This window comes from Natronohydrobacter thiooxidans (assembly GCF_001884735.1).
GTDB classification, from domain to species: domain Bacteria; phylum Pseudomonadota; class Alphaproteobacteria; order Rhodobacterales; family Rhodobacteraceae; genus Roseinatronobacter; species Roseinatronobacter thiooxidans_A.
This window is the reverse complement of record NZ_MJAP01000023.1, coordinates 1-5,938: the sequence shown is the minus strand read 5'-3', so window position 1 is coordinate 5,938 and position 5,938 is coordinate 1. Positions and strand designations below refer to the sequence as shown.

Here is a 5,938-nt window from a genome sequence, read left to right as displayed (position 1 = left end):
TCCTGAAAATCCTCGACGCCGTCGGGTAGGGGCGAGGGTTCCCGATGGGATGATCCTCTACCCCTCCCACGGAACCGGACGTGATAGTTTCCCATCATCCGGCTCCTACGTTTGCACATTTATCCAGTCTTTCCTGCAATCGCCCGGCGTGATGCGCGACATGACAGTCGCGGCAGAGCACGACACGCTTACGCGTCCGGGCCGCCTTGACTTGGGTCCACAGTGTGGTGCCCTTCATGTCGCTCATCTTCCGAACGTGATGCACCTCCAGCGACACATCCACCGAACCGCAGGTCTGGCACACCCTCGCGCGCAGCCGGTCGACAATGTCGTTCCGACCCGCGAAGTAAAGATGCGGCAGTGCTTCCCGGTCGACATGCGAAAGTGCCGGTGTTGGCCGAACATCTTTCAGGCGGAACATCGGCATGAAACGTCGCTTGTTGCGACCCTCATACCACAGGCCGAGGCTATCCCCATTCCGAAGCCTCTCCGCTGTCACCTTGACCGAACATTTATGCTTGCGGGACAGGGTCTTCATGAAACTCCACCACCAGAGATGGTGAAGCCGTCCGACCTGCCGTTTCCAGAGCGTGCCGAGCTTGTAGTATTCGGCCACCCCCCGAAGCATGGCATTGTATCCGGTCAGGATTGCAACGTCCGAGTTATTGATCACCTCACAACGCGCCTCGCCCCGATTGGTATTGAGATTCCCGAGACGATTGCGCTCTGCAAAGCGGGCAAGCCTGTCCACCGGCACATGAAGCTGCATGCGATCATCCGCGATCCGCATGGTTACGGCACGTCCGCCTTTCACCATCCGTTTCGTCCGGCCATCGCCGTAGGTCTTCAATTGATAGCCGAGGAACAAAGCCCCCTCATCGGCCTTCCTGATCCCGCTTTTCTCCGCAGACACCTCAAGTTTCAGCGTTTCAGCCAGATAAGCGCTGACTTCTGCCAAAATCTTGCGGGCATCCTCTTTGCTGCCGATCACACCGATGACAAAATCATCGGCATAACGACAGTAACGAAGTCGACGGTAAGTCGGGTCGAGTTGATCAAGCGACGGCTTTTCAAGCCGCCGTCGCTCCCATTCCCTGATTTCTGCGATCAGCCGGGGAATTTCTTCCTCGTTGCCATTGGCACGCCGACGCTCGATCATTCTGCGGCGGATCTGGATCTGCTTGGAGGTTTCCAGATAGGTGGCGCTACGCCGCCTTGCCTGTCCCCGGTCGAACCGCGCCTTCACCCCCACCATGAACTGATCCAGCTCATGAAGATAGATGTTGGCAAGGATCGGCGAGATCACTCCGCCCTGCGGGGCACCGCTGAAAGTCCTGTGGAACTTCCAGTCTTCGAGGTAGCCGACCTTGAGCATCCGCCGGATCAACCGCAACAAGCGCTCGTCATCGATACGCTTGCGCAGCAAATCCAGCAGGATGTCGTGATCGATATTGTCATAATAGCCAACGATATCGACCTCGACCAACCACTTCATGCCGTGCCATGTGCGCCTGATTTCGGTCAGGGCCGTGTGACACGACCGCCCCCGGCGAAAACCGTGCGATTGGTCAGAGAATACCGGCTCATATACATGTTCGAGCACGATCTTCACTGCCGCCTGCACCAGCTTGTCATCCGCAGTGGGAATGCCCAACGGGCGTTTCTTCCCGTTGGCCTTGGGGATATATTGCCTTCGCGCCGGAGAAAAACGATAGGTCCCATCCAGCACCGCGCCCATCACCCTCTGCATCCTTTCCAGCGAGAAGCCGTCCAGAGTGTTTTCAGGGTCAGAGCCCGGTGTCAGTGCCCCTTTGTTGGGGGCGATCTGCTCATATGCCCGTTCCCAGAGGGTCGGGGCCGCAAGCAGCCTGAACAGGCCGTTGATACGTTTTCCTTGGCGAGACAGGTCAATGATTGAGTCCAGTCTCTTCTCTACGGTGTGCGGTTGCATCAGCATACCTCCGTCATGAAGTTGAAAGACCCGGCAAACGCGCCGCCCTTCACCCGCGCAGAGAGGATTCCCCATCCGGTTGCCCGATTGGTTTCACCCGTGCCCGTCCACCCGAAGATGGCTGTCCCGGGCATTACCCCGGGCGTTTGGCTAATATGGCGGCTCCGTCGCCCTACGGGTCATCGTGACGATGCCCGCTTAGGCGATCCCGTGTTTACACGATCAGTGAGAGACGACGTGGTTAGGTGACCCGTTCGATCATTGGCCCTTCGACGAAGGGTGGGCCGTGCGACCAAGCTTAGGCGGGTCTCATGGGGTACCCCGCCCTTCACACGGCATGACGCGTCAACCACTGCTGCGTCACGACCCGCGATAAAGTCCCTGATCTGGGTTTCACGCAATCCAGCATTCACCATACACGTCTTGCCCTGACGTCCCGATAGCCCACAGTGGTTTCGGCCCGGATGACGCCTTTTCCCGACATGCTATTGTCCCCCGCCGGTTTCCCGGTCGCAGCCATTTCTGGCCAAGGTAAGTCGGGTGGGCATCAGGCTATTCTTGGTTTCCTGAGAAGTCTCCTTCACTCAATTGATCGCGCCGACACGGCGCACCCACAGATTGCGATTCTGACACACTGCGCGCAGATAAAAGCTTGCCATGCCGAGGGTTTTGGCGCCCACCTCGGAGTTCCAGCAATAGAAGCCCCGGAAGTAGAGATCGGGGGAGCCATCGGGCAGCTTGCCCGCCTCGATCGGGTTGCGATCATCGACCAGGAACAGAAAGACATCGCGGTCCGAGGCGTAGAGCGTGGTCGTGTCGCGGCTGATCTCGACATCGGGGTTGTAGACCCCGGTCGACCAGTCGAGCACGCCCGGCACTTTCCAGCGCGTGTCGCCCGTGCCATTGCCCGCGATGCACTGCACCGCCTCGACCAGCTCGAAATCGTGGATGCGGCCATAGTCGGGTCCGGTCACAGCGCGCAATTCGGTGCGGCCATCTTCGGTCTCGAAGGTTTTCACCTGCTCGGCGCGGTGGTTGGTCAGGCCGTATTGCAGGTTGATCCCCGCCAGCGGCGCGGGCAGCTGCCGCAGATAGGACGCCGGGGCGCCGACGATGCTGGCAAGCTGGCCGAACGCCCAGTGCGTGGGCGCAACAGGTTCATGCGCTTTCGGCAGCATCAGGTGTAGCCGCTCGGGGTTGTCGCGCGCGGCCTCGACCCGGATATCCGCCATTTGCACGACCCGGCTCCGGCTGCGCTCAGAGCGGCCCTTCACATTGGCCCAAAGATCATCGAGCGACAGATACCGCTCATCATCCGGCCGGTTAAACCATTCGGACGACACCCGCCCGTTCCGCTCACCCCGGCTCACATCCACTTTCCAGCCACCTGCCCGCGCCGGTGCAACCGGATCCAGAACTTCCACAACGCCCATCGGTATTCCTCCGTGACAGGCGCCGGGAGCCACTCTCCCAGCCCTCAACCTGTCGCGAAAGCAACCAACCTTTCTCTCACTCTCAAAACCTTGGTATGAAAGACAGCAGTGCGGGACCTTCTTGCCGTTCATCAACGGTTTTCCAGCGCCTGCTTTCCATGAAATTCTGAGGCGATCCACTCCACAACCCGGTGCACTTCCGGTTGTCTCACATGCTCTCGCGACCAGGAAATGAAGAGCTGTTCGCTCGGCAGTTCAGGGCTGACCCATACCTCTACCAGACGGTTCCGCAAAACATCGTTTTCGACAATGTAGGTTGGGGCGATGGCGATGCCGTGCCCCTCTATTGCTGCGTTCAGGGCCAATGCAGACCTGTCGAAATTCAGCAGCTTGTGCCGAGCACGATGCCCGGTTGCCGCGATCAAAGCTTCCCATGTGCGATGCGCGTCTTGAAGCAGCGGCAAGCTCAGGACTGTCTCCAACTCCATCGGCCAATTGGGCCTGGGGAAGTCCGGGCTGCATACGGCAACAAGGCGGATGTCGGTCAATCGCCGCGCATTCTGAAACGGCCTTGGATCGGATGCTTTGCCCGGCCATATCGCTATCTCGTTGCGGGCGAGGTCGCGTGACAACTGCTGAGTGTGAACCTCGGTCCTGAGCGAGATACGAGGAAATCGGGTGGCAAAGGTTTCCATGCGCGGCATCAGCCATTTTGCCGCTGTTGAGGACCCGAGGTGAAGCGTGACCTGCCTTCGTTCCTGCCCAAGCTCGGCAAACATTGTTTCGAGCGTGGCCATGGCTTTATCGACGGCCTTTTGACAGCGCACACCTTCGGGGGTGAGCTTTACGCCCCGGGATTGACGTTCCAGGAGAATCACGCCGAGGTCGATTTCGAGTTGCTTGATCCTTTGGGAAACAGCGCCCCGCGTCAGGTTCAGTTCTTCCGAAGCGCGCTGAAGGTTGCAGTGTCGCGCCACGCAAGCGAACGCCCTGAGCGAATTGAGGTTCATCTGCTTCATCAACGACGTCCAAGGCGTTAGGTTTTCTAAATGCTCTCGCACATATCCTGTTTTGTCAAACGAGCGGACTGTCGCGATACAGGGTTGCGGCCCCACGCCATGCCATGAGGATGAGTTAGATGTCACACACCGTTCGCACCGCCACCACCGCTGATATTCCCCGTCTTGTCGATCTTCTTCTGTTGGACGCCGAGGAGCGTCATGCCATCGACCCGATCCTGTGGAGGATGGCTGCGGATGCCCCGGCACAGATTGAAAAGGCGCTGACATTCGCGCTGACAGCCGAACAGCAGCCGTTCCGCCAGATATGGCAAGTATCCGAGCATGAAGGAGCGATCACTGGTGTGATTCACTCGATGCTTCTTCCGGTGCCGCCGATCTATGCTGGCAGACAGGGCGAACCGGGGCTACTCCTACCCGACAGTGCTGTCGCGCCTGGCGCGCCTGAGGGCACGATCGATGTCTTGGTGGCAGCGGCAGAACGTGCGCTGAAGGAGGCAGGCGCAAAGATACTCCTGTCCACCTATGTAGCTGGCGAGCCTTGGCGAGACGTTTTTCGGGGACGCAACTACGCCCCGCTGACGCTCTACCTGTCCCGAACCGATCTGGGCAATGCCGGACGCCCCTCCGAAGTCCGTCTGGCCACCGAGGCTGACGTTCCGGGCATCGTAACGCGGGCAGCAGAGAACAAGCGGATCCTCTTCGGGATAGACCCCTTTTGGGAACAGCATTCCGATGCGGACACCAGATTCTCCGGCTGGATGAAGCGAAGCTTGACGTTGCGTGACCGGGACATGATGGTTTTGGGAGCACCGGAAGAGCTGAGTGGATACGTGATCGCGCAGCCTGCGTCACGGCTTCATTTTCCACCTGCGCACGACATCACCGGAACAGGTGTCATTGACGACTATTACCACCCGGACCTGGCCGATGCTGCAGTTCTTGCAAACGATGGTGAGGGCGCAACCACGCTTCTGCGCGCAGCCGAGGCTGCCTTTGCGGACCGAGGCATGGCGGCCGCATTTGTGGTATGCCCTGCCGGGTGGCGGTCCAAGATCGAGATGCTTGAAGCTGCGGGATACGAAACAGCCATGGTTTGGTCCATCAAGCGGTAACGCGCGACAAGATATCCCGCTGAATAGCCGCCGTTCATGCGCGCCGCAGCATTTGTCAGCATGGGCTCCACGCGACCTGGCAGCAATGTAGCGAACCCGGCGGGTTTCCCCGCCGGGCCCGAGGGGGAGTCCCCGTTCTCTTCAGAACGGGATCTCGTCGTCGCGGTCGACCAACTCGGGGTTTTCGCTCTCGGCCGACTTCGGGCGGCTCAGGAAGTCGACTTTTTCGGCGATGATCTCGCAGCCGTAGCGGTCGTTCCCCATGCTGTCGATCCACTTGGTGTAGTGGATGCGGCCATGGACGAGGACCTTCATGCCCTTTTCGCAATGCTCCGCGACCGTCTTACCGAGACCGTTGAAGCAGGTGATGCGGTGCCATTCCGTGTCCATGACACGGTAGCCGTTCTCGTCGCGCAGGAC

At 59.6% G+C, this 5,938-nt stretch carries 4 protein-coding genes and 1 pseudogene; 1 reads left to right on the top strand and 4 read right to left on the bottom strand.

Going from position 1 to position 5,938, the window contains the following annotated elements:
* Positions 1-94: 94 nt before the first annotated feature.
* The 3 genes and pseudogenes from BG457_RS12225 to BG457_RS12215 form a co-directional block, all read right to left on the bottom strand.
* On the bottom strand, positions 95-1,951 hold the full coding sequence (locus BG457_RS12225) for a reverse transcriptase/maturase family protein (RefSeq protein ID WP_071797446.1): 1,857 nt from the start codon (positions 1,949-1,951) through the stop codon (positions 95-97).
* A gap of 611 nt (positions 1,952-2,562) precedes the next feature.
* Positions 2,563-3,384 (bottom strand): annotated as a pseudogene (locus BG457_RS12220) (DUF932 domain-containing protein); the annotation flags it as partial.
* A 131-nt stretch (positions 3,385-3,515) separates the two neighbouring features.
* The gene (locus BG457_RS12215; RefSeq protein ID WP_071797444.1) at positions 3,516-4,403 is read right to left on the bottom strand and encodes a LysR family transcriptional regulator; all 888 of its coding nucleotides are present in this window, start codon (positions 4,401-4,403) and stop codon (positions 3,516-3,518) included.
* A gap of 119 nt (positions 4,404-4,522) precedes the next feature.
* Here BG457_RS12215 and BG457_RS12210 point away from each other — a divergent pair, with 119 nt between their 5' ends.
* Positions 4,523-5,518 (top strand): hypothetical protein, encoded by a 996-nt coding sequence (locus BG457_RS12210; protein ID WP_071797442.1) that lies wholly within the window; start codon positions 4,523-4,525, stop codon positions 5,516-5,518.
* A gap of 141 nt (positions 5,519-5,659) precedes the next feature.
* On the opposite strand, the gene BG457_RS12205 is transcribed toward BG457_RS12210, so the two are convergent.
* Positions 5,660-5,938, bottom strand: a 279-nt coding sequence (locus tag BG457_RS12205) for a single-stranded DNA-binding protein (protein ID WP_071797440.1), incomplete at its 5' end; no start/stop codon positions are given.

Excerpts from the sequence above, each read along its gene's own strand:
- BG457_RS12225 (WP_071797446.1), bottom strand. The coding sequence starts at position 1,951 with ATGCAACCGCACACCGTAGAGAAGAGACTGGACTCAATCATTGACCTG.
- BG457_RS12210 (WP_071797442.1), top strand. The coding sequence starts at position 4,523 with ATGTCACACACCGTTCGCACCGCCACCACCGCTGATATTCCCCGTCTT.
- BG457_RS12215 (WP_071797444.1), bottom strand. The coding sequence starts at position 4,403 with ATGAAGCAGATGAACCTCAATTCGCTCAGGGCGTTCGCTTGCGTGGCG.